This window comes from Halorussus halobius (assembly GCF_004765805.1).
In the GTDB taxonomy this organism is placed as follows: Archaea; Halobacteriota; Halobacteria; order Halobacteriales; family Haladaptataceae; genus Halorussus; species Halorussus halobius.
In genome coordinates this window covers 211,320-233,755 of record NZ_SBIU01000004.1, presented here as the reverse complement: position 1 = coordinate 233,755, position 22,436 = coordinate 211,320, and the positions used below count along the sequence as shown (strand labels likewise).

Annotated in this window: 23 protein-coding genes; 18 read left to right on the top strand and 5 right to left on the bottom strand. The window is 68.6% G+C overall.

Annotated elements, in window-relative coordinates:
- Positions 1–19: 19 nt before the first annotated feature.
- Positions 20–193, bottom strand: a complete 174-nt coding sequence (locus EPL03_RS20065) for a hypothetical protein (RefSeq protein ID WP_168216259.1) — start codon at positions 191–193, stop codon at positions 20–22.
- The gene (locus EPL03_RS13010) at positions 190–438 is read right to left on the bottom strand and encodes a DUF433 domain-containing protein (protein WP_135829770.1); all 249 of its coding nucleotides are present in this window, start codon (positions 436–438) and stop codon (positions 190–192) included. The genes EPL03_RS20065 and EPL03_RS13010 overlap by 4 nt, the downstream gene beginning before the upstream one ends.
- Positions 439–539: 101 nt before the next feature.
- Here EPL03_RS13010 and EPL03_RS20655 point away from each other — a divergent pair, with 101 nt between their 5' ends.
- The 13 genes from EPL03_RS20655 to EPL03_RS12955 all read left to right on the top strand — a co-directional run bounded on the left by EPL03_RS20655 (position 540) and on the right by EPL03_RS12955 (position 11,293).
- Positions 540–662 carry a hypothetical protein gene (locus tag EPL03_RS20655; protein WP_280178861.1) on the top strand — a complete coding sequence of 41 codons (123 nt, stop codon included), beginning with the start codon at positions 540–542 and terminating at the stop codon, positions 660–662.
- On the top strand, positions 655–1,146 hold the full coding sequence (locus EPL03_RS13005) for a DUF7384 family protein (RefSeq protein WP_135829769.1): 492 nt from the start codon (positions 655–657) through the stop codon (positions 1,144–1,146). Before EPL03_RS20655 ends, EPL03_RS13005 begins: the two co-directional genes overlap by 8 nt.
- A gap of 113 nt (positions 1,147–1,259) precedes the next feature.
- Positions 1,260–1,544, top strand: coding sequence for a hypothetical protein (locus EPL03_RS13000; protein WP_135829768.1), 285 nt, complete (start codon positions 1,260–1,262; stop codon positions 1,542–1,544).
- An 85-nt stretch (positions 1,545–1,629) separates the two neighbouring features.
- On the top strand, positions 1,630–2,592 hold the full coding sequence (locus tag EPL03_RS12995) for a DUF5787 family protein (RefSeq protein ID WP_135829767.1): 963 nt from the start codon (positions 1,630–1,632) through the stop codon (positions 2,590–2,592).
- 229 nt (positions 2,593–2,821) lie between these two features.
- The gene (locus EPL03_RS12990) at positions 2,822–3,619 is read left to right on the top strand and encodes a twin-arginine translocation signal domain-containing protein (protein WP_135829766.1); all 798 of its coding nucleotides are present in this window, start codon (positions 2,822–2,824) and stop codon (positions 3,617–3,619) included.
- Positions 3,620–3,799: 180 nt separating this feature from the next.
- Complete coding sequence (locus tag EPL03_RS12985; protein ID WP_135829765.1) at positions 3,800–4,243, top strand: hypothetical protein; 444 nt, start codon at positions 3,800–3,802, stop codon at positions 4,241–4,243.
- Positions 4,244–4,381: 138 nt separating this feature from the next.
- Entirely contained in the window at positions 4,382–5,026 is a 645-nt protein-coding gene (locus EPL03_RS12980; protein ID WP_135829764.1) for a universal stress protein, read from the top strand.
- Positions 5,027–5,162: 136 nt separating this feature from the next.
- A complete protein-coding gene (locus EPL03_RS20060; protein ID WP_168216258.1) occupies positions 5,163–5,324 on the top strand; it encodes a hypothetical protein in 162 nt (53 codons plus the stop codon).
- Positions 5,325–5,327: 3 nt separating this feature from the next.
- The gene (locus EPL03_RS12975) at positions 5,328–5,867 is read left to right on the top strand and encodes a cupredoxin domain-containing protein (RefSeq protein ID WP_135829763.1); all 540 of its coding nucleotides are present in this window, start codon (positions 5,328–5,330) and stop codon (positions 5,865–5,867) included.
- A gap of 4 nt (positions 5,868–5,871) precedes the next feature.
- Positions 5,872–7,755, top strand: a complete 1,884-nt coding sequence (locus EPL03_RS12970) for a cytochrome c oxidase subunit I (protein ID WP_135830006.1) — start codon at positions 5,872–5,874, stop codon at positions 7,753–7,755.
- A 7-nt stretch (positions 7,756–7,762) separates the two neighbouring features.
- The gene (cyoE, locus tag EPL03_RS12965; RefSeq protein ID WP_135829762.1) at positions 7,763–8,893 is read left to right on the top strand and encodes a heme o synthase; all 1,131 of its coding nucleotides are present in this window, start codon (positions 7,763–7,765) and stop codon (positions 8,891–8,893) included.
- A gap of 126 nt (positions 8,894–9,019) precedes the next feature.
- The gene (locus EPL03_RS12960; protein WP_135829761.1) at positions 9,020–9,739 is read left to right on the top strand and encodes a hypothetical protein; all 720 of its coding nucleotides are present in this window, start codon (positions 9,020–9,022) and stop codon (positions 9,737–9,739) included.
- A gap of 156 nt (positions 9,740–9,895) precedes the next feature.
- On the top strand, positions 9,896–11,293 hold the full coding sequence (locus EPL03_RS12955) for an aryl-sulfate sulfotransferase (protein WP_244605272.1): 1,398 nt from the start codon (positions 9,896–9,898) through the stop codon (positions 11,291–11,293).
- 583 nt (positions 11,294–11,876) lie between these two features.
- Here EPL03_RS12955 and EPL03_RS12950 read toward each other — a convergent pair.
- Positions 11,877–12,701, bottom strand: a complete 825-nt coding sequence (locus EPL03_RS12950; protein ID WP_135829759.1) for an MBL fold metallo-hydrolase — start codon at positions 12,699–12,701, stop codon at positions 11,877–11,879.
- A 667-nt stretch (positions 12,702–13,368) separates the two neighbouring features.
- On the opposite strand from EPL03_RS12950, the gene EPL03_RS12945 reads away from it, so the two are divergent.
- Complete coding sequence (locus EPL03_RS12945) at positions 13,369–14,094, top strand: hypothetical protein (RefSeq protein WP_135829758.1); 726 nt, start codon at positions 13,369–13,371, stop codon at positions 14,092–14,094.
- 45 nt (positions 14,095–14,139) lie between these two features.
- Here EPL03_RS12945 and EPL03_RS12940 read toward each other — a convergent pair whose 3' ends face one another.
- Positions 14,140–16,143, bottom strand: a complete 2,004-nt coding sequence (locus EPL03_RS12940) for an AMP-dependent synthetase/ligase (RefSeq protein ID WP_135829757.1) — start codon at positions 16,141–16,143, stop codon at positions 14,140–14,142.
- A gap of 200 nt (positions 16,144–16,343) precedes the next feature.
- Between EPL03_RS12940 and EPL03_RS12935 the strand changes: the two genes are divergently transcribed.
- The 4 genes from EPL03_RS12935 (at position 16,344) to EPL03_RS20055 (ending at position 21,519) form a co-directional block, all read left to right on the top strand.
- On the top strand, positions 16,344–18,683 hold the full coding sequence (locus EPL03_RS12935) for a PAS domain S-box protein (RefSeq protein WP_135829756.1): 2,340 nt from the start codon (positions 16,344–16,346) through the stop codon (positions 18,681–18,683).
- Positions 18,684–18,857: 174 nt separating this feature from the next.
- Positions 18,858–20,186 (top strand): hypothetical protein, encoded by a 1,329-nt coding sequence (locus tag EPL03_RS12930; RefSeq protein ID WP_135829755.1) that lies wholly within the window; start codon positions 18,858–18,860, stop codon positions 20,184–20,186.
- The gene (locus EPL03_RS12925; RefSeq protein WP_135829754.1) at positions 20,183–20,503 is read left to right on the top strand and encodes a hypothetical protein; all 321 of its coding nucleotides are present in this window, start codon (positions 20,183–20,185) and stop codon (positions 20,501–20,503) included. Before EPL03_RS12930 ends, EPL03_RS12925 begins: the two co-directional genes overlap by 4 nt.
- The gene (locus tag EPL03_RS20055; protein WP_168216257.1) at positions 20,500–21,519 is read left to right on the top strand and encodes a hypothetical protein; all 1,020 of its coding nucleotides are present in this window, start codon (positions 20,500–20,502) and stop codon (positions 21,517–21,519) included. The genes EPL03_RS12925 and EPL03_RS20055 overlap by 4 nt, the downstream gene beginning before the upstream one ends.
- A 1-nt stretch (position 21,520) precedes the next feature.
- Here the strand turns inward: EPL03_RS20055 and EPL03_RS12920 are convergent, their stop codons facing one another.
- Positions 21,521–22,435, bottom strand: a complete 915-nt coding sequence (locus EPL03_RS12920; RefSeq protein ID WP_135829753.1) for an MBL fold metallo-hydrolase — start codon at positions 22,433–22,435, stop codon at positions 21,521–21,523.
- Position 22,436 lies beyond the last annotated feature (1 nt).

The window sequence follows — 22,436 nt, the reverse complement described above, 5'->3', positions numbered from 1 at the left end:
TATCGTCGGTCCGGGCCGGTCACGCGTAGATAATCTCGTTCGGGAGGGCCTGACCGGCGGGGCGTTCCAGCGCGGGGTGTTCCGCGTCCGAGTAGCCCAATGTCTCCTCGTCGAGTGCGGTCGCAACGTTCCAGCCCCGTCGTCGGAGTCCGTCGGCGACGGGTTGCCAGACGTTCTCGTCGGCGTATATCATGCGGGCGTCTCGGTATCGCGGTCCACGTCGGGGTCGACGCCCCGAAACTCCTCGATGTGTCCGTAGTAGTACGCAATCGCGGAGTGGATGTCTTCCAGCGAGAGGGCCGGATAGAACTCGGCGATCTCGTCGGGAGAGTAGCCGTTGTGTTCGTAGGCACAGGCGACGTTGACGACCCGGATGCCGGTTCCCTCGATGGTGGGCGCGCCGTCGCTGTGCGCTCGGTCCTTCACGATGTTCGTCATGTGTCCATCTTATGCGTAATTGTATTTAAACGTCCGGTGGTCCGGTCGTCCCTTCGCCTCAAGCCGGGAGACCTTTCCTCGCCCGACCCCGAGTATCGCGCATGACCTGGGCCGACCTCTTCGAGCGGGCCGACTCCCACCGGACCGACCCGGAGACGATTCGCGAGCGCCTCGACGCGCGCCGCGGCGGCGAGACGACCGACGGGGAGGCCGACGATGCCTGAGACGCCCGAGACCGACCCCGCGCGAATCGTCGCCGACGCCGACGTGCTGGTCGCGGACCTGCTCGCCGGCGAGACCACCGGCAACCCCGCCCGCGAGGCCATGGACGAGATTCGGAGCCACTCGTGGCTCGAACTGGTCGCCAGCGATTCGTTGCTCGACGACGCCGAGGCCGTCGTCGCCGACCTCGCGGACGCCGACCTCGCGGCCGCGTGGCGCGAGCGAATCGAGGACCTGCGCGTCGCGGTCGAGCATCCGCCGGGCGACCACCCGGCGCTGGCGAGCGCGTACCGCGGGCGGGCCGCCCACGTCCTCAGCGGCGACGAGGGGTTGCGAGGCGCACAGGTCGGCGCGGCGCTGGGCTCGCGGCTGAACGTGAGCGTGAAGACGCCCGAGGGGTTCGTGGCGCTGTTCGACGCCGAATCGCTGTACGAGGCGGTCGAGGGCGGCGAGTATCCGGGACCGGACCGCGACCCGCGCGCCTGACCGAAACTGACGAGAGAGCTACAGAAGCCGATTCCGGTAACGCGGGCTACAGAAATATTATTCAGATTACACTTTTGGGGTCGGGTCGCCTACCGACGAGTGAGGACAGGCCGATGAAGCACGCAATCCGACTCCGGCGGACCCCGCCTGCGGTCCGCGCTCGGCACGGTCGACGCACCGACTCGACGCTCGTGGGCGTCGCACTCCCCATAACCGCCGCGCTGTCGCTGGTGGGCTCGGCGCTGGTCGTCGGCGCGGCGTTCGCGGCGGCGGCAGTGCTCGTCCCGGTGACGGTGCCCGCGCTGCTGGCGGGCTGGGCCGCCGCCATCGGGCTGACGTTCGCGCTCCCGCTGGTCGTCGTCCGCGCGGTGGTCGCGGCGCTCGAACGAACGCGGTGAATCGCTCGCGCCCGACGCAAGCGGGTCGGGCGCGCTCGCCGAATCGAGCGCGACGCTTTTTTGCGCTCGGTCCGGAGGAACGGCCGTGCGCGAGTATCCATTCGAGTTGGCGCTGTGCGCGCACCTCGAAGCCCGCGAGGAGGCCGTGGTGGCCCGCCAGATCGGCGGCGGCGTCCGCGCGCCGGCCAACCGGGTCCTCGACGTGCTGGTAGTCGACCCCGGGCCGGAGATGGCCGAGCGCGCGGCGCTGACGCCCGAGACCATCCCGCACGCCGCCGTCGAGAGCGACGTCGGGGTCGGGCGGGCGCGCGACCCCACGACCGCCATCGACGCGCCGCCCGAGCGCGCCCGCCGGGTGGCCGAGCGCGCGGTGGAACTGGGCTTCTTCGAGCGCGCGGTCGGCGGCGGCGTCCGACAGGTCGCACGCTACCCCGACGACTGGTTCGGGCGACTCGTCGGCGTCGAGAACAAGCCCGACCTCGGCAGTCCGGGCGACCTCGAACTTCAGCTCCGGAAGGACGTCAGCCTCGCGCTGGTCGACGAGGTGGTCCTCGCCACCGAGAGCTACGTCACCGGCGCGCACCGCAACCGCATCCCCGAGCAGGTCGGCATCTGGCGGTTCGACCCCGAGACGGGCGAGCGGGAGGTCGTCCGGGCGGCCGAACCGCTGGCGAGCGACGAGGCGGGCGTGGAACTGCGCGACCGCCACCCGCTGCGGACCGACGTGGCGGTCGCCTCGCCCGAGGCGAAAGCTCGCCGACGCCGCCGGATGGCCGAGCGCGCCTACGGCAAGGGGTGGCGGCCGGACGACTTTCCGGCCTGCGCCGAAGCCGAGCGCGTCGCGCGCGAGGGGAGCGAGGGCCTGCCCTACTGCGCGTGGAAGGACCGACTCGTGAACCCCGCGAACTGCGGGCCGTCGTGTCCGGGCCACGACCCCGCCGACCCGCCCGAGGTCGACGTTGCCGGGGCGCGAGACGGCCGGACGCCGTGGGTCGCCGAGCCGGAGGGCAAAGCGAGGCGACAGTCGGGACTGGACCGATTTGAATAGCGGGCGACGAGAACGAGAGCGTTACAGGGCGTCGTACTTCTGTCGCACTCTGGTTCCAGCATCCTACCTCCAGGAATACGAACGGCCGCCTCGTAGAAGGTATCCGAGGCGACGGATTTGGAACGGAGCAAGTGGCGGCGTCCTGACGAAACTTGGCGGAAGTCCGAGCTATTCCTATATCGAATCTAGCCAAAATAATTAAGTTACTATATTATAATAATGAATCTGTATGAGTAGAGAAAATAACCTAGGCGAGCAGAAGGAGAAAACGAGTAGTTCAAATATCAATAGGCGTGATTTCGTCAAATCCCTTGGGGCAACGGGAGCGGTTGGTGCCTTTGGTGCTAGCAAAGTACAGGCACACCCAGAAGAGAGTGAACAGTTCGTTACGAAGCTTGAGGGCGACGAGGCACAACGGGTATTTGAAGACCTCTCGAAAGAACCGAAATACGACCAGCTCAAGAAGAAGGTAATCCAGCGCGGGGAAACGTTGCTCCCCGAGGAAGCACTGATCGCTCGCGTCGACGGTGAACAGAACGTCGTCCTCGCCGACGTTCCGCTCGCCGACACCGACGCCGACGACGGGCATCTCGCCATCGTGCGGAACGCGGAAACTGGCGAGATTACGGCTGCAGCGCTCGAATACGAGAACGAGCAAGACGGGGAACGGACACGGACGACGCTCGAATTGACGGACGGCTCCTCGTTTGAAGAAAAGACAGAGAAAATTAATATAGAAGATGTGTATAATGCGGATAATAGTGATAGTGTTCACACTCAAGATAGTCTCACATGCAGTGCTTGCAAGACTGCGATAAGTACGATCCTGAAACTTGGATGTAACGCAACTTCCTTTGTACTCTGTAATGCAATTTCGGCAGCCGGAATCGACTTCATGGGCCAAAGCTGTAGTGAGTTCGTTGACGCTGCCTGTAAAGTGATTCAAGGACAAAATGAAGGTGGGGCATCCCCTCAACTAATCTGCGCCGCTCCGGGGCTTGGTTTCTGTCCGATACCCAATCCGTAGGTTCCTATTTCACCGCAAATAACTCACAGACAGTTATTTATAGTATCTGTATATTAAATAAAGTATTTAATAGGTTCTTGCAGAGGTATTAAGTCCGACCATAGAAATAGTGATTTACAGCGAAACCTTTCCACCGAAGTCGAGAGGTTTCCAGTTAACATCCTTGTAGGAGGAGGAACAATGCCATCGGATTTACCAACAGATGACGACCAACTCGTCACGAGACTCGAAGGTGATGAGGCACAACGGATACTCGAAGCCCTCTCGAAAGAACCGGAATACGGCCAACTGAAGGAGGAAGTACTCCGGCGCGGCGAAGCGTTGCGCCCCGAGGAAGCAATGGTTGCTCGTGTCGATGGTGCGGAAAACGTCGTCCTCGCCGACGTTCCGCTCGCCGACACCGACGCCGACGAGGGCCATCTCGCCATCGTGCGGAACGTGGAGACCGGCGAGATTACGGCTGCGGCGCTCGAATACGAGAACGACCGCGAGGGGAAGACCGAACAGACGACGCTCGAATTGACGGACGGTTCCTCGTTCGAGGAAACGACGCGGATGTTCGACCCGGATACCCCGAACGACATCGCGTTCGACCTTTCCGAGGACTCCGAAAACGAATCGTAGGCGTCCGTCGGTGGTCGCGGGACGACGTTTCGTCCCGTGAGTCGGCGGCCTCCCGCTCGCGCGCGGAATCGGCGACCCCGAACGACGGCCGGGCGCACAGCGACGGGACTTTTGACCGTCGGGGTCGAACCCCGTTCCATGTACGACCGCATCCTCGTCCCGACCGACGGGAGCGACCAGTCGGCAGTCGTCTCGCAGGCGTTCGACCTCGCGGAACTGGCCGGCGCGACCGTCCACGCGCTGTACGTCGTCGACGAGAAGGCGCTGAACTACCAGCCGTCCGAGTCCGGCCGCGAGGAGACCCGGAGCGCGCGCCGCGAGGAGGGCGAGGACGCGACCCGGCGCATCGTCGAGGCGGGCGACGACCGGGGCGTCGAGGTAGTCACCGCCATCGAGGAGGGGTCGCCCGCCGAGACCATCGTGTCCTACGCCGACGAGGCGGACGCCGACGTACTCGTGATGGGGACCCACGGGCGCTCGGGCGTCGACCGGTACGTCCTCGGGAGCGTGACCGAGCAGGTCGTCCGCACCAGCGAGGTGCCCGTGCTGACGGTCAACCTCGCGCGCCAGCGCCGGGCGGTCCGCGACGACGAGACCGCCGTCGAGCGCGCCCGCGAGGCCGTCCGGGAGGAGGGCCACGACGTCGCCGGGATACCCGAGGACCCCTACCGGGAGAGCAACACGTGGATAGTTCGGGTCCGGACCGACGACGGCGGAGCCTTCAACGTCCACATCGACGCCGCCTCCGGCGAGGCCCGGGTCGCGCGAATCGGCGGCGACTGAGCGCGGCGGCGACCGAACGCCTCGGCGGCACCCGAGCGCGTCGCGAACATCTGCGCGGCGTTCCCGTCGGCTGGGACCGGCAGGAAACACGTTCGGGGGAAGAGCCACTGTCGCGTTCGGACGAGTTTCGAGCGTGATGACCGCGACACCGACCGACGAATCGAGCCCGGAGTCCGTACCGTGGCCCCAGCAACTGTACGACAGCATCTGGCTGTTGGCGGGTGCCGCCCTGCTGTTTTTCACGCTGTCGTACATCGTCTGGGGGCTGATCGACCTGCTGACCGTGGGGATGGGGTGAGCCATGCGCTCGCCGCTCGACTCCCCCGACGGCGACTGGTGGTCCGAGAAGGTCAATCGTCGGGAGACCATCTGGCTCGGCATCAGCGGCGGCTGGGCCGCCGTGCTGTTCGGCTGGATGGCCGGCTGGACCCAGCTCGGCGACCAGAACCCCACCGGGCCGACCGAGCGCGTCACCCCCGAGGACTACCGCGAGAAGGTCGCGGCCTACAAGGAGGAGGCCGAGGAGACCGACGACGGGCTGGTGCCCCCGAGCGAGGACGTGTTCGTCGGCGCGATGCGCTACGGCTGGGACGGCCTCCCGGCGGTGCTGGAGGCCGGCGAGAGCTACAAGTTCCACATCGGCTCGTACGACGTCCAGCACGGGTTCTCGGTCCGGAAGGGCGACACCCTGAGCAAGCAGATGTCGCTGCAGGTGCTGCCCGAGTACGAGTGGGTCGTCGAGATGGAGTTCGACGACCCCGGCACGTACCACGTCGTCTGCAACGAGTTCTGCGGCGTCGGCCACCGAACAATGCACGGCGCGTTCACGGTGCGGGAGTGATTTCATGTTGGGACGCTTCCGCGGCGACTACGACGCCGACGGCTTCCGGACCTGCTCGGTGACCGGGCTGAACATCCACCGGTCGGCCGAGAACATGGTGAAACTCTACGGCCTCACGAGCGTCGTGGCGCTGCTCGTGGGCGGCATCTTCGCCTTCTTCGTGGCGATGACCCGGTGGGAGGCGGTCGGCCTCCTCGGGGCCGAGGACTTCTACACGTACACCAGCATCCACGCGTGGAACCTGCTCATCTTCTGGATGATATTCATGGAGGTCGCCATCCTCTACGTGGCCGGCCCGTTCGTCCTCGGCCGGAAGCTGGCGATGAAGTCGGTGGCGAAGGTCGCCTACGCCGTGATGGTGGTCGGCGCGCTGGTGATAAACTACGCCATCTGGACCACCGACCAGCCGAATCAGGCTCCGCTTCTGACCTCCTACGTGCCGCTCCCGTCGTCGGCCGACTTCTACCTCGGCGTGGTCGTGTTCCTCGTGGGCGCGCTCGTGGCGGCCGTCCCCTTCCTCGCGACGATATGGAAGGAGAAGCGCGCGAAGCCGAACGCGACCCTCCCGCTGGTCACCTTCGGCGGGTTCATCGCGGCCATCGTCGCGGCCGAGGCCATCGTGGGCGGACTCATCACGTTCGTCCCGACGTACTTCTGGCGCATCGGGGTCGTGGAGTTCCTCGACCCGGCGTGGTACCGCCAGATGTACTGGATTCTGGGCCACGGCACACAGCAGATAAACCTGCTGGCGATGATAACGGTGTGGTACTTCATGACTCACGTCGTCGGCGGCGCGGTCGTCGCCAGCGAGAAGGTGTCCCGGACCGCGTTCGTCCTCTACCTGTTTTTCATCAACATGGGCGCGGCCCACCACCTGATGTCCGACCCCGGCCTCTCGTCGGCGTGGCGCGTGTGGAACACCTCCTACGCGGCGTACGGCGCGGTCATCGCGTCCATGATTCACGCGTTCGCCATCCCGGCCGGCCTCGAAGTCGGCCGCCGGGCCAGAAACGAGGGCGGCGGCACCTTCGGCTGGCTCTGGTCGTCGCCGTGGAAGGACCCCGGCTTCTCCGCGACCATCCTGAGCATCGTGATGTTCGGGTTCCTCGGCGGCATCACCGGCGTCATGATGGGCCAGATGCAGCTCAACGTGACGTGGCACAACACGCTCGCCACGCCCGGCCACTTCCACGCGACGGTGGTGCTGGGCACGACGCTGGCGTTCATGGGCCTGCTGTACTACGTGATACGCCTCGTCTTCCGCAGGGAGTGGGTCGCCAAGCCGCTGGCGACGATTCAGCCGTACCTCTACGGCGGCGCGATGGGCGTCGTCTGCCTGATGATGATGTACCTGGGCGTCCTCTACGGCGTCCCCCGACGCCACCCGTCGGTCACCGACATCCCCGGCACGGAGTTCGACTTCGCGGCGGCCGAGCCGCTGTTCGCCATCTTCGGGGTCGCCGCCGTCCTCGCCGTCGCCGGCGGCGGGCTGTTCCTCGCGCTCGCGGTCGGCTCGCTGCTGTTCGGCGACGACTACGAGGGCGAGCCGGCCCCGACCGGAGCCGGCCCCATCGTCGCGGCCGACGGCGGTGGCGACGCCGACGGGGAGCCGGCAGGCGAGGACGCGAGCCGCGAGGACGACGAACCGGCGGCCGACGACGGGGAAGCGACGAGCGAGGACGCCGCCGATGGCGACGAACCGGCGACCGACGACGGGACCGCGACCGGCGACGGGAGTGCGACGGACGGCGACGCCGGCGGCCTCGCGGTCCACGCGATGAGCATGCGGGGCACCTTCCTGCTCACGCTGGTCTTTTTCGCCACGTTCGTCGTCACCTACGCGCTCAACTGGTACCTGCTCAGCCAACTGTGGAGCATCGGGGGCTGATTCGCGAGTGACGCGCACACTCCTCGCCCGGCTGCTCTCGCTGTTGAAGCCCCGCATCGCCGCGCTCCTCTGCCTGACCGGCGCGTCCGGCGCGCTGGCGGCCGGCGGACTCGGCCCGGTCGCGTTCGCCGGATTCGTCCTCGCGGGCCTGTGCATGGCCGGCGGCGCGGCCGCGCTCAACTGCTGGTACGACCGGGACGTCGACCGGCGGATGGAGCGGACCGCCGACCGACCCCTGCCGCGGGGGGAGCTATCGCCCCGCGTCGCGCTCGGCTTCGCGACGGCCATGCTGGTCGCGGGCACGGCCGTCGGCCTGCTCGCGGTCTCGCCGACCTCGGTGGCCTACATGTGGCTCGGCGTGGCCGCCTACGTCGGCCTCTACACGATCGCGCTCAAGCGCCGCCACTGGGTCGCCACCGTGCTGGGCGGCTCTGCCGGCTCGTTCCCGGTGCTGGCCGGCTGGTCGGCGGTCCGGCCGCTCGAACCCGCCGCGCTGGTCGCGGCCGCGCTGGTGTTCGTCTGGACGCCGGCCCACGCGTGGGCGCTGGCGCAGGTGTACCGCGACGACTTCGAGGCGGCGGGCATCCCGAAGCTTCCCGTGGTCGCGCCCGACGCCGTGGTCCGCAGGCGGGCCGGCGCGTCGGCGCTCGCCACCGTGGCGGTCGCGGCGCTCCTGCTCCCGCTGGCCGGCGTCGCCTACGCGACGGCGTTCGTCGGCGCGGTGCCCGCGTACCTGCTGGCGTACCGCCAGTACCACCGCTCGGGCAGCGACGCGACCGCAGTCCGTGCGTTCTTCACCTCGAACCTGTTCCTGACCGTGCTGTTCGCAGCGTGGGGCGTCGACGGCGTGGTCGACGGCCTCACCTCCGGTACGGCGGTGCTGGCTCCGGTGACGTTCTGGCTGTTCGTGCGGCTGTGGACCGCCCGGCCGTCGCTCCGGGGCGTGTCCGGCGCGGTCGGCGGCGAGTGGCGGTCGGTCCGGACGTGGCTCCCCGCGCCGGACGAGTCGCCCGCCGAGGCGACGCCGACGCCCGGCGACGCGGCCTCGGCGTCGGGCGACGCGACCCCGACCGGCGAGCCGGCTGGACGGGGCGAGTCCGCGCCCGCCGAGTCGGTCGGCGACCCCGGCGACGACTGAGCGCCCACCGGACGAACGGATTCGGGGGAAACCCCTCCGGTTCCGGGCGACAAGCGTCGACCGGGAGGGCCGTCCTTGACGGCGAACGACCGACCATGACCGAACGAACTGGAGCGACGCGACACGATGAGTGACCGAACCGTAACGACGCCGTCACCGGTCGAGTGGACCCGGAGCGTCGTCTCGAACGCGTGGCACACGCTGCGGACCGTCTACTACGCCAACAGCGTCTCGTGGCGCGCGCTCAAGAGCGGCGCGCTCGTGTTCTTCGGGTTCTTCCTCTGGTCGGCGTCGAACATACTGCTGTCGTACCAGCCGTCGTGGACGTTCCTCCACTACCCGATGGCGTACGGCTTCGTCGTCCTGCTCTACGGGCCGATTCACCACAGCGTCGTCATCCCGCTCGCCGTCAGGTTGCGCAAGCGGGGCGGGCTGAAGACCCGAATCGGCCGCCGACTGCCGAACGTCGGGCTCGGGGCGTTCCTCGCGGTCGTGGTGATACTCGGGACGTTCCCGACCGGACCCATGGTGTTCGACTTCGGGGCCGCGTTGGACGACGCGGGGGCCGACGTGAACCCAGACCTGCTGTGTACCAAGTCGGGGCCGACCGACGAGCGGGCGGTCCACTGCCACCTCTCGGAGTCGGCGGGCGTCGACTCGGTGGCCGTCGAGAGCGGCGGGAAGACCATCCACACCGACGACTCGCCGCCGTTCGAGTTCACGGTCGGCGAGGACGAACTCGCCGCCGTCACCGACCAGAAGCAGTTCCAGGTGGTGCTTCGCGACGAGAACGGCGAGACGCTCCGCCGGTACACCCGGACGCTCGGGATGGTCTCGGAGGGGTAGTCGCGTCCGAACCGCCGTCGCTCGACCGGCGACGACACCGAGTCGAGCGCGGGCCAACCGGTAACTAAAAACCGACCAGCGTCGATAGCTGGGACCATGTTCGCGCCCGCTCGGCGACGGCTCGCCGTCGCAGTGGCTCTGGCGTGTTGTCTCTCGATGGTGGCCTCCGTGGCGGCCGTGCCGGCCGGTTCCGCGCAGAGTTCGGCCGACCGACCGAACCCGTGTGCGGGGACCGTCACCGAACCAGCGACCGGCACGACCGTCGTCAGCGTGCAGGGGTTCGAGTTCGGCGAGGACGGCGGCAAGCGCCCCGCGAAACTGGTCGGGGTCGGTCCTTCTGGCGAGATTCGCTGGGTCCACGGGATGGCCGAGAAGTACGACGTGACGTGGGGGTACGACGTCGACCCGCTGGCGAACGGCAACGTCTTCGTGACCGCGACGCTGCCCGACGAGCGGACGCTGGTCTACGAGTTCGACCCCCGGACGCAGGAGCGCGTCTGGAGCCAGACGTTCGACCTGGCCGACACCCACGACGCCGACCTCATCGGCGGCGGCGAGGAGATTCTGATAGCCAACATGCGAAACTACGACGAGGAGACGGGGGAGAACGACGACAGCCTGCGGGTGTACAACCGCACGACCGGTGAGTTCGAGTGGGTCTGGCGGTTCGACGACCACTACGACCCCGACCAACTGGAGGAGAACTACACCGACGACTGGACCCACGTCAACGACGTGGACCGAATCGGCGACGGTCTCTACCTCGCCTCGCCCCGGAACTTCGACCAGGCCATCGTGGTGAACCGCTCGACCGACGAGATAGCGATGAAACTCGGCGCGGACGGCGAGAAAGACGTGCTGAACGAGCAGCACAACCCCGACTACCTCGAAAGCGAGAACGGCACGCCCACCATCCTCGTCGGCGACAGCGAGAACGACCGCATCGCGGAGTACGAACTCGCGGGCGACCCGACCGACGGCACCGACGGCTGGAACCGGACGTGGACGCTCGACGGCGACCTCGACTGGCCCCGCGACGCCGACCGACTCCCCGACGGCGACACGCTGGTCACCGACTCCAGGAACCACCGCGTGGCCGAGGTAACCCCCGAGGGCGAGGTGGTCTGGGAGGTCTACGCGCCGTGGCTGATATACGACGCCGCCCGGCTCCAGACGGGCGAACACGGCGGCCCGACCGCCGAGGACCTGAACGCCACGGGAACCTACGAAATCGACGGCGGCGCGAACCTCCACGCCAACGAGAGCCGACTGACGGCCTGCCACCGGACGCTCGAAAACGTCAGCGGGTGGGCCGAGGGTCAGGCTCCGGAGACGACCGACGGCGCGACCGGCGACGACACCACGGAGGGCGCGCTGGCCGGGAACGGCGACGACGGACGCGCCACCGACCTTCCGGAGAGCGGTGCCGACGTCGACGCGGGCGACGAGACGACCGACGCCGACAATTCGACCGGCGTTCCCGGATTCGCCCCGCTCGCGGCGCTCGCTGGCCTGTTCGTCGCGCTCGTCGGAATCCGGCGACGGGCCGCGTAGCGGCTCCAGAATTCCGTTTCCTCATCGGTGATACGGCCACCACCTCGGCGTCTGCGCGAACGGAGGTGAGTGCAGGCTCGCCATGAACGACGCGACGTGACCTCAGGTTCCACGCTAGCGTACGCTAACTTCACTTTCCACGGTCGGCGCGCGCTGGCGCGACCTCCGTGTCGCGCCAATATGCGCGAGGGAGGGGCGCGTTCATGCGCCCCGAGGCTGGGGAGGCGTGAGGCCTGCCGTCGCGGTGCGGTGGCGGTGCGGTTTCCTCGGCGGACTGAACGGGCGAGGCGGGCTCGCGTTCACGTGGTCGCCTCAGCGACCCCTCTCCGTCGCAACTACGTCCGTCGGAGATGTCGCTGAGCGACCGCGAGCGCGCCGAGGGCGTTCGAGGCTGTGGTTTCGGTCGAAGCGTCGTCACAGTGCGGGCCGAGGGCGTTCGAGGCGTTGTTTGCGGTTCCAGCATTGTCACAGAGCGTGCCGAAGGCGTCCGAGGAGTTGGTTGCGGTTTCTGTGCCGGAGAGTACGCGGAGGGCTTTCGAAACGTCGTTTCCACTCGTGTCCGCGCGTCCAGAAACGACGTTTCTCAGAGCCGGTATCGCTCGCCGTCGACCGCCAGCGGCTCCTCGAACGCCTCCTCGGCCGGGTAGAAGTGCGAGAGGTGGACCAGTCGCGTCTCGTCGGCGTTCAGTTCGTCGGCCAGCGAGAGCGCGCCTTCGCGGGTCATGTGCTTGGTGCCGAACGTCCGGGGCACGCCCGACGAATCGTGGTGGTCGCCGCCGAGCGGGTGGTGGTCGCAGAGGTGTGCGGGCACGATGGCGTCGGCCAGCAGCAGGTCCGCGTCGGCCAGCACGTCGCGACTCTCCTCGGGGACCGCGTAGCTGGTGTCGCCGGTCAGCGCCAACTTCGCCCCCGACTCGGGGTTCTCGATTGCGAGGCCGTAGCAGACCAGCGGCGGATGGTCGACCGGCACCAGCCGCACCTCGAAGCCGCAGGTCTCGAACGGCTCGAACGGTGCGCGGTCGTGGACCGTCACTCGGTCGAGGTAGTCGTACTTCGAGCGAATCGTGTCGGCGACGCTCTCGTCGGTCGCGGGGTCGCGTTCGCTCGCGGCGTGGACCGGCAGGTCATCGAACAGCCGGTAGGCGTTGCCCAGCCCGTCGAGGTGGTCGAAGTGAACGTGGGTGACGATGGCCTCGTCGGGCAGCGCGACGTCGCGGTGGAGGAACTGGTGGCGGAAGTCCGGGCTGAGGTCGACCAGCAGACACTCGTCGGTGCGCTCGTTGCGGACGTGGACCGAAAACCGCGAGCGCTCGATGCCACGTTCTTCGGCCGCCGCGCAGGTGTCACAGTCGCAGCCGGGCGTAGGCGTGCCGGTCGTGTCGCCGGTTCCGAGGAGCGTGACCTGCATTCGCGCGGAGGTAGTCGCTTGGGACACAAAGCTTTCGGGGGACCTGCGTGGAGTGGTGTTCGGATGCGTGGACGTGACCGCAACTAACTCCGCGAACGTCCTCGGAGCGCTCTCAAACCATAGGACAGCAATCACAGCCTCGAACGCCCTCGGCGCGCTCGCCACCGTCGGAGGCAAGCTCCGACGAGCCCTCGTTCGCTTCGCTCACGAGGAGGCCGCTCAGCGACATATCTCGCCCTCTCCGCACCGCCCGGCCGAGATAGGGGTCGCTGAGGCAACTGAACTGCACGCGAGCGCGCCTCGCCCGTTCAGTCCGTCGGCAGACAAACCGCGTCTGCCGAGCCTGCGCGCGCTTCGCTTGCGCAGACGCCAAGGCCAACCGCACCGCACAGCCCCGCACCGCGACGGCGGGCCTCACTCCTCCCCAGCCTCGGGGCGCACGAGCGCGCCCCTCCCTCGCGCATGTCGGCGCGAGATGAACTCGCGCCAGCGCGCGCCAACGTGGAAAATCGAGTCAGCGTACGCCCGTCGCGTTCGAGTTGCATCCGAGGTCCCACTGCGCGTCTGCACACTGCCCTGCGTCGGGGTCACGGGGAGCGACGACGCGTCCCGGTCCGCGACCGGCTGGAACCAAACCTACTTGACACGAGGGGCACAATCCGACGTCATGAACGCGGTCGCAGTCCTCGGCGCGGTCTTCGCACTCATGGGCGTCGGCTTCGGCTGGTACGGACTCCGACCGCTCGCGGTCCTCCCGCGCCTTCTCCGTGCGGAGGTCGTCGACCCGCCGAACGTGTCCGCGGACGACTCGTTCGCGGTCTGTCGCGGTCTGGCCGAGTCGACCGGCGAGTCGGTCGACGCGCCGTTTTCGGGCGAGTCGTGTCTGGGCGTCGAGTACGAGGTCTCCGAGCGCGCGCTCATCCCGTCCGAGATTCCGCTCACGTGGACTCGCATCGACGACGGCGTCGCCGCGGTCGCCTTCGAGTTGCGCGGCAGTGGGGCCAGCGTCGGAATCGACCCCGAGTCGCGGCGGTTCTCGCTCGACACCGCGAGCGAGACGATTACCGTACCGGCGGGCCAGCGCCCGCCCGACAGAGTGGCGTCGTTCGTCGCGGTTCGAGACGGCCTCGACCCCGCATCGACGGGCCCGTTCGCGCGCCTCGGCGTCGGCGCGCGCCGGTACACCGAACGCCGGGTCGACCCCGACGAGCGCCACGTCGTCGCGGGCCGCCCCGAGCGCCGCGACGGACGGACAGTTCTGGCGGGACCGCTCGTGATAGCCGACCGGTCGCCGCGCGCGGTCGCTCGTCGTCGCCTCCGGACGGCGGCGTTCCCGCTCGTCACGGCCGTCCTGTGTCTGGCGTTCGGGGCCGGACTGCTCGCGCTCGCGTAGTTCGGCGACGCGAAACAGGGAATCGTTCGGGGTCGAACGCGGCCCTCACGCCGTCTCGTACTCGGTCTCGTAGATGTCGCCGATTTCGTCGGCGAAGCGGTCGAGGATTTTGCGGCGTTTCTTCTTCATCGTCGGGGTCAGCAGGTCGTTGGCCTCGGTGAACTCCTCGCCCACGAGTCGGAACTGCTTGATTCGCTCGTGGGACTCGAACTGCTCGTTGATGCGCTCGACCTCCTCGTCTATCCACGCCCGCACCCGGTCGTCCCGTCGGAGGTCGGCGTCGTCGTCGGGCAGGTCGACGCCCTCGGCGTCGGCGCGCTTGCGGACGCCCTCGACGTTGGGCACCACCAGCGCGGAGACGAACTTCTGGCCGTCGCCGACCACTATGCACTGCTCGACCACGTCGCTGGCGGCGAACGCGTCCTCGATGGGGCCGGGCGCGACGTTCTTGCCGGTCGAGAGCACCAGCAGTTGCTTGGCGCGCTCGCGGAACTCGACGTAGTCGTCCGGCCGTATCTCCATGATGTCGCCGGTCCGGAACCACGGGTCCCCGCCGTCGTCGGCCTCGGTGAACGCGCGCTCGGTCTCCTCGGGCATCTCCCAGTAGCCGTCGGTGACGTTCGGGCCCCGCACCAGCAACTCGCCGACATCGCCGTCGGTGTCCTCGAAGACCCCCCCGGCGACCACCGACTCGTCCACCCGGACCTCCTGGTCGACCACGGGCGGACCGACGGTACCGACCTTCGGCTCCTCGGGCGGGGTGACCGCGATGACCGGCGAGGTCTCGGTCAGACCGTACCCCTCCAGAATCGGCAGCCCCATCCCGTGGTACAGCGCACACAGCTCGGCCGACAGGCTCCCGCCGCCGCTGATGAAGAAGTCGATGTTCCCCCCGAGCCCGTTCTGGACCGTCCGGAAGACGAGCCGGTCGGCCACCGCGCGCTTGGCCCGCAGGACGGGTCCCGGGTCGTCGGTCTCGAAGTACTCCCGGCCGACGTCGGTCGCCCACGAGAACAGTCGCGCCGAGATCGGCGAGGACTCGGCCTGCTCGCGGATGGCGTCGTACATCCGCTCGTACACGCGCGGGACGCTGGTCGCCGTGGTGGGTTCGACCTGCTGGAAGTCCTCCTGCAGGGTCTCGGGGCTCTCGGCGTAGGCCACGCACGCCCCGCTGGCGAACATGAGGAAGTGGCCCGCCAGCCGCTCGAACACGTGGGCCAGCGGGAGGTACGAGACGGTTCTCGACTCCTCGTCGATGACCGGGACGCCGTTGTCGGCCTTGTCGGGCCGTGGACCGAATCGGCGTCGACACTGGTTGACGTTCGCCCGGAAGTTCCGGTGGGTCAGCTTCACGCCCTTGGGCCGGCCGGTGGTTCCGGAGGTGTATATCAGCGTCGCGAGGTCTTCGGGGTCGCGGGCGTCGACCCACGACTCGTACTCGTCGCGGTCGAAGGCCTCGCGGCCGGTCTCGTAGAGGTCGCCCAGCGTCAGCACCTCGAAGTCGGCCGCTTCGGCGAGGGATTCGCCCCCGGCGTCTGCCCCGCCGAGTTCGTCCATCGTCACCGCAAATTCGAGGTCGAGCGCGTCCTGCACCTCGACCACGCGGTCGAGCAACTCGGCGTTCTCGACCACCACGCCGTCGGCGTCGGGGTCGTCGAGCAGGTACTCGACCTGTCTCGACGAGGACCCGCTGTACACCGTGGTCACGACCGCGCCCGCCGCCAGCAGCGCGAAGTCGGTCTGGGCCCACTCCATCCGGGTGTTGGCGAAGAGGGCCACGCGGTCGTCGGCCCCGACGCCCAACTCCCGGAAGCCGGCCGCGAGCGACCGCACGACGTCGCGCATCTCGTCGTACGCGAGCGTCCGGAACTGCCCGTCGGCCGCCTCCCGGATGGCGGTCCCGACGAGCGACCGGTCGTAGATGCCGCCCTTGTACTGCTGGGCCGGGCGGTTCTCGTGCCGGGCCGCGCTCTCCTCGAACAGCCGAGGGATGGTCGACTCCCCGAGCACCTCGTCGTCGTACGCCCGTTCCGCGTCACGCCAGGCCATACCCCTCCATGAGGGCTCCGCGACAATAAACTCCGCCCGAACGTTGAGCGCGTTCAACCGGGTTTATCCCCGTGGCGTTCGCGTCGGACGCGACGACCGCGACGGACTTTCGGGCCGACGCCACGGGAGTCGACCCTGCGCCGACCGAGACCGCCGAACCGGAGGTCCACATTTATCCGTCATCGGTCCGACGACCGCCTGTGAGCGAGGAGCGCTGGAGTTCGCGCGAGGGCGTCCTCGTCGTCGACGCGACGACCGGTCAGATACAGGCGACCAGCGCCGGGTGTGCCACGCTGCTCGGCTATTCGGCGTCGGAGTTGCGCGGGGCGAACCTCGACGACCTCGCGGTCACCGGGGACCCGCCCGTCGTCGGCGACCGGGGGCGACTCGACCGCGCCCGCGACGACGGTGCCGTCGCGTTCGACTGGCGGGTCGAAACCGGCGGCGGCGACGACGTGGCCGTCGGGGCTCGGGCGAGGCCGCTCGGGCGCGACCGGGACTTGGCGCTGGTCACGCTCCGGGAGCGAGCGGGTCCCGCCCACCCGGCGGGCGTCGGCGACCGGTACCGGACGCTGTTCGAGAACGACGACCTCGTCCTCTGGGAACAGGACTTCTCGGAGGCCAGAGCGTACGCCGAGCGGCTCGCGGACACCGGCGACGAACTCCGCGCGGTCGTCGACCAGAACCCGGCGGAACTGCTGAACATCTTCGAACGCGTCGACGTACACATGGTCAACGACGCCGCTCTCGATTTCTACGGCGCGGACTCGAAGGGCCAACTCGTCTCGAACCTCGGGGAGCTGATGACGCCGGCCACCCGCGAGGGGCTGACCGAGATGTGGCAGGCGGTCCTCGACGGCGAACGGTACGTCCGCAAGGAGTGTCAGTTCGTCCCCCTGGACGGCGAGGAGGTCAGACACGAACTGATGGAGCTGTACGTCCCCGAGCGCCACGCTGACGACTACTCGCTCGTGTTCACCACGGGGACTGACATCACCGAACGGAAGGAGCGCGAACAGCAGTTGGCCGACGCGAAGGCCCGATATCGGCGGATTCTGGACCGCTCCTCGGACTACGTCCTCATCTGCACCCAGGGCGGGACCATCGACTACGTGTCGCCGGGCATCGAATCGACGCTGGGGTACGAACCGTCGGACCTGATCGGCTCGGACGCGTTCGCGCACGTCCATCCCGCCGACAGGGACGACGTTCGCGGAACGTTCGAGGAGATGCTGGCCGCGCCGGAGCCCGACGCCACCGTCGAGTATCGCGTCCGGGCGAAAGACGGCTCCTACCGCTGGGTCGAAGCGCGCGGCGGCAACTACCTCGACGACCCGCTGATCGGGGGCGTCATGGTCACGATTCGGGACATCGTGCGACGCAAACGGCGCGAGCAGGAACTGGCGGCCGAGCGGACCGCACGCAGCACGCTCCAGAAGGAACTGGCGAACGTGGCGTCTGTCGAGCGGTTCGCCAGCGCCGCGTGTGCGGAGCTGGTCGCGATGGACACCATCGCGTTCGCGCAGATCGGGCGAGTGACGCCGACCGACGACGTCGAGCGACTGGCCTCGGCCGGCGACGGTGATCACGGGGACGAACTCGCCGTTCCCGACACACCGGCCGGACGGGACCCGGTACGCGCCGCGCTCCGGGACGACGAGCCCCAGGTTACGCGACGACCGGCCGAGGCCGACAGCGACGACCGTGACGACGGGCTCGGGTCGACGGTCGTGACTGCCCCGGTCACGCACGACGGCGTCGCGCGCGGCGTCCTCGTCGCGTACCGCTCGGCCACCCCCGTCATCGGCGAGGAGCGCCTGTTGGACCTCCTCGAAGAGTCGGCCGACGTCCTCGGCTACGCGATGGCCAGCGACGCCCGCCGTCAGGCGCTGGCGGCCGACGAGTGGGTCCGGCTCACGATCACCGTCGAAACCGCCGGCACGCCGCTCTCACAAGCGGTCGCCGCGACCGGGGCCACCCCGAGAGTGGTCGCCGCGATTCCGCGACGCGACGACGCGGTGTTGTGTTTCCTCGACGTGGCGGACGCCCCCGAGAGCTTCGTCGGCGCGGCACGGGCTACCGAGGGCGTCGACCGCGTCGAACGCGTCGCCGACGACGGGACGCGAGTGCAGGTCGTCGCGTCCGGGACGGTCCCGAGCGCCGTCGTCGCCGACCACGGCGGCAGCGTCGACGAGGCGCGGGTGGCCGAGGAGTCGACGACCCTTTCCGTCCGGTTCCCGCGCGGGACCGCCTTCGATTCGGTGCTCGACGCACTGACCGAGCGGTTCGACGGCGTGACGACGAGCGAGTTCACGACGGCACCGCCCGACGCGGCGAGCAGCGATCCGCTCTCGGCGCTGACCGACCGCCAGCGGGAGGTGATAACGGCCGCGTACCGCGCGGGCTACTTCGAGCAACCGCGTTCCCAGAACGCGAGCGAACTCGCCGAGCAACTCGGCGTCGCCCGCCAGACCTACGGTGAGATACTCCGGGCCGCCCAGCGGAATCTGCTCGCCGGCCTACTCGAGGAGTCGGGATGAGGGGAGTCCCTGCGAGTGCAGGGACGGAATACTCGGTGTCGCCCTCCAAACGGTCCCGGTGAATGAGGCACGTAGAAGCGAACGTGACCGCTGGACGGCGCGGACAGGTATTTCTGGAGACCGACGACGGTCGACCCGTTGCGGCGGCGGGCGCTCTAACGCGGGGTCGATAGCGTGAGTGACGGGACCGCCGAGCGGCTCGACCGCCTGGAATCGCTCGTCGCCGAGCAGCGGGCACTCATCGAGCGACAGCGCGACCGCATCGGGAGCCTGGAAGCCGACACCGACGGCATCGACGCGCCCCTGCTGGCGAACCGCCGGAACGCGCTGAAAGCCGGCGGCCTGCTCGCCCTGCTGTTCGGCGGCGTCGGCACGGCCAGTGCGGACGCGCAGGGACGGGTCGGAACGAGTGGTGATCCGCTGGACGCACTGTACGCCGAGGAGCTGAACGGCGGCGTCACCGATGACAGTGCGATGACGAATCTACTGGGGAACGGACTCGCGCTTTCCGGTAATGCTCTGACCGCCGACTTGGGTAACGGGCTGGGCTTCGACGGCTCGAACCGGGTCACCGTCGAACTCAGCCGACAGGGGTCGGGAACGGCGCTGTTGTCGGACGTTACGACCGACGGCGTCGAACACCGATCAGTGTCGGGCGCGGACGGCATCTCCGTCACCGAGAGCGACGGGACCGTCTCCATCGGGTCGACCCCGACGACCACCGAGACCATCAGTAGCTTCACCAGCGGCGATCTCGCCTCCTCGTCCAACGTGATCATCTCCGACGGCAATCTCGAAGGTGGGAGCGGTCAATCGTCGACAGCGGACAGGCTCCCGGACGGCGGTACATTCAGCAACCAAAACGGGCTTCGGTCCGGAATCGAGATCGAACCGCAGACCGATCTCACCCGCATCTCGGTGATGATCAGTACCAATACCAGTGGCGAAAGTACCGTCTACCTCGTGGATACCGACCTCGACACGATCACACAGGAGCCGTCCCCTGGTGCGGGAAACTCGGTTACGCTCACCGCAGACCTCTCCGCAGGGACGAAATACGGCATACTCGTCGACGCACAGGACGGTGGCGACCGGAGCGACGCGTCGTTCCCGTTTACGTCACAGTACGTCGATATCACCAACGGTGCATACGACCAAGCCGGAACCTACGCGAATATAGAGGACGCGATTTGTGTTAGAAAAGTGACTGGATTTCCCCCGCCGGGTGGAGAGGCGACCATCGAGTGGCCCGACGTGACGCCGGTGAGTTGCTGGGAGACGGCAACGTTTCAGACGGTACAGACCGGCGGGAGCGTCGAGGTCTACGTCGAGACCGACGACGGAAGCGGCTGGTCGACCTGGGGGTCCCATCCGGTCGGTCCCGGAACGGACCTGTCGTCGATACCGGGCGACAGCCGCGTCCGGTTTCGCGTGGAGTTCACCGGGTCCCAGGAGTCCGGCACGCCCAAGCTGACGCTCGCCAGTCGACAGTACCGGCCATGACCGACGACGGGCCGGACGAACGGGCGCGCCGGAACGCTGCTCTCCCGACAGCCACGGACGCGGACGTCGGGAGAAAACGAATCGGGGACGACAGCATGAGCGAGACCCTTCACCATCGACTGGAAACGCTGGTCGAACGGCAACAGTCGACCGCCGAAACGCGACGGTCGGGTATCGCACAACAGCACGGCCGCGTCGACGCGGTGACCGACGCGCGCCTGACCGTCTCGAACCGCGAGACGACCGTCGAGACCGTCCCCTTCGAGAGCGGGGTTTCCGTCGCCGAGAACGGAGCGGGGGTGACGGTCGAGGGATGACCGACGCCTCGCGCAAACTCGCGGCGCTGTACGCCGTGACCGTCCTCGTGGGTGGGACGCTGGCCGGCGCGACGGTCGGCGGTCTCACTGCCGCCGGGGCCACCGCCGGCAACCAGGGCGTCGCGCTGTCCTGCGTCGACAGTTCAGGGGGTGGGGCGTACGTCGCCGCTTCCGGGCTGACCGTCTACGAGAACGCCGCCGACGTCCACTACGCGACGTTCGACGACGGTGGCGGGACCGTCACGCTCCACCGGGCGGGGAACGCGGGGACGGTCGCGCTCTCGGCCGCCGGCAACGCGGCGGCTCGCGTCGACGTGGCGACCGACGCCCGGACGTGTCTCGGGAACGTCGACGGCGGGGACGCCCCCGTCACTGTCGACCCGGTCGGAACGCCCGCGATAGTGGTCGAGTCCGACGTCTCGAAGCTCGCCTACCGCGACCCCGTCTACGACCCGAGCGACGACGGCGCGGACGTGGCGCTGGACGCGACCGGACGGGTCACCCTCTCGGTCGCGTCAACGGGCCTCGACGACGGAACGACCGTCGTCGCCGACACCCCGTCGGGGGTCGAACTCGCCCGGAAGTCGGTCCCGGCAGACGGGTCGGTCGAGTTGACGGTGTCGGCCGGAACCTACCGCATCGACCTCCACACAGCAAGCACTCCGTCAACCACGACGCCGGACGCGGGACCGTCCCAGCCGTCGTCGGGAGGGTCGAACGCAGCCTCGGCGGCGTCCTCGACGACCGCGCCGTCGGAGTCGACGCGGACGGCGGCCTCGACGGTGACGTCACCGTCTACCGAAACCGCTTCCGGGGCGACGACGTCCGGCAGTGACGCGCCTTCGACCGTCGCCGCGACGGCCACGAGCGCCGACTCGGCCACGGCGACGCGAGCCACGTCGGCGCTATCGTCGCCCACGCCCAGTCCGGAGAGTGGCGTTCCGGGGTTCGGCCCGCTCGTCACGGGCCTCGCACTCGCCGCGCTGGTTCTGGCGACCGCGCGTCGCGGCCGCTGAGTCAGCCCTCGCGACGCTCGAGCGCGGTCACCACGCCCCGAACGTTCAGCTTTTCCTCCTCGCGGGCCTTCCGCTCGTTCCACACCTCGCCCATGTCGGTGGCGTCCGCGAAGTGCTCCTCGACCGCGCTCTGGTCGCCCAACTCCTCGTACTCGGCTTCGACCGACTCGACCCACTCCCGGAGGGTCGCGGCGTACTCGTCCAGCAGGTCGGAGTCGTACGCGACCGGGCCGAAGTGCGGGTACAACAGCGCCTTCGGATGGAGGTCCCTGATGGTGTCGAGGTCGGCGAGACACTGGTCGAGGTCGAAGTTCGGCGGCGGCGAGGTCTGGCGGACCGTCTCGCGGTCGGGCACCCAGATGCCCGCCGCGTCGGCGACGAACACCGAATCGTCGTCGCGGTCGTGGTAGACGCACTGGTGGGGCGCGTGGCCCGGCGCGTGGTACACGTCGAGGCGGTGGTCGCCCAGGTCGACGGTGTCGCCCGCGACGAGTTCGACCACGCGGTCCTCCGAGACCGGCTTCGGGTCGACGTAGAACTCCCACTGGTCGCCGACCGCCGCCTTCGTCCCCTCGACGAGTCGGGAGGGGTCGACGAGGTGTGGCGCGCCGATTTCGTGGACCATCACCTCGGCGTTCGGGCACGCCGCCGCGAGGAAGCCAGCGCCGCCCGCGTGGTCGAGGTGGACGTGGGTAGGGAGAATTACCGCCACGTCCTCCCGGGCGATGGAGAGTTCGTCGAGCGCGTCGAGAATCAGGTCGTGGTGGGTGCCGATGCCGGTGTCGACGATGGCGGGCCGCGCGGCGTCGTAGACGTACACCGCGCCGTAGCCGTCGGTGTCGTACATCCCGGTGTCGAGGTAGTACAGATCCGAGCAGTTGCCGGTCGTGACCTCCCGGAGGTCGCCTCTCGTCATG